This is a genomic window from Cryobacterium sp. MLB-32 (genome assembly GCF_000738085.1).
Taxonomy (GTDB): domain Bacteria; phylum Actinomycetota; class Actinomycetes; order Actinomycetales; family Microbacteriaceae; genus Cryobacterium.
Genome location: NZ_JPRS01000523.1, coordinates 1 through 819, shown reverse-complemented (window position 1 = coordinate 819; position 819 = coordinate 1). Strand labels below are relative to the sequence as shown.

Annotated in this window: 2 pseudogenes; one reads left to right on the top strand and one right to left on the bottom strand. The window is 59.1% G+C overall.

Features of this window, described 5'->3' with window-relative positions:
- A pseudogene (locus tag JF66_RS23310) lies at positions 1-200 on the bottom strand (AMP-binding protein); the annotation flags it as partial.
- Between the two features lie 455 nt (positions 201-655).
- On the opposite strand from JF66_RS23310, the pseudogene JF66_RS19745 reads away from it, so the two are divergent.
- Positions 656-819, top strand: a pseudogene (locus JF66_RS19745) (EamA family transporter); the annotation flags it as partial.

The following is an 819-nucleotide window of genomic DNA, read 5'->3' as shown; positions in this document are numbered from 1 at the left end:
AGTATCCCCACGATCGAGTCGGTCGTCACTCCGTGATCGCGCAACGCGGAACCGATCGTAACGCTCCGGTCCCACAGCTGCCGGTAACTCAGAGTCCCGGCCTCCGACTCGACAGCGATCCGTTCCGCATCAGCGAGCACCTGACCCCAGAGCTTCTCGACGACCGTCAACGGAATGTGAGTGTTGTCATATCCAGGCATGAATCTCCCTTAAAACTGTGTGTTGGATCGCAGAGAGCTCGGCGAGGACAGGCATTGTGCCTGCGCGCCAGCTACCCGACATCACGTGCGTGAACGTGACTCTCGGCCGGGCTGCTCCGCTCAACTAGCGAATCGCTTTCTGCTTCTTCGCGAAAGGGCAACCACGTGTCCAGCGAATAAACACCCCGTCAATGGACGGACACGAAGAATTCATCCTGCCGTGGAGGGCCGTTGAATCTGGATGCTGGAGAACAGCGAGAGAGGGATCACGATCCGGGCGCACCTGCGCGCACTGGGCGATCATTCGGTCCAGCGATCGTGCACTGCACCGTCTTGACGTCACTGTGGGACGATAGTCGAGACCATCAGGTACACTTTTCAACGTTGAACATTTCAACGTTAAGGAGTGTCACGTGAAGTCCGTCCGCATCACCCTGCTCACCGCTCTTGCGCCGATGGTGTGGGGCACAACGTACTTCGTGACGACGGAATTCCTGCCCCCAGACCATCCACTGTTCGCATCCTTGGCGCGAGCTCTTCCTGCCGGCCTTATCGCGCTCGCGATCACGCGCACCCTGCCGAGGGGACAGTGGTGGTGGAAATCCATGGTCCTTGGTGT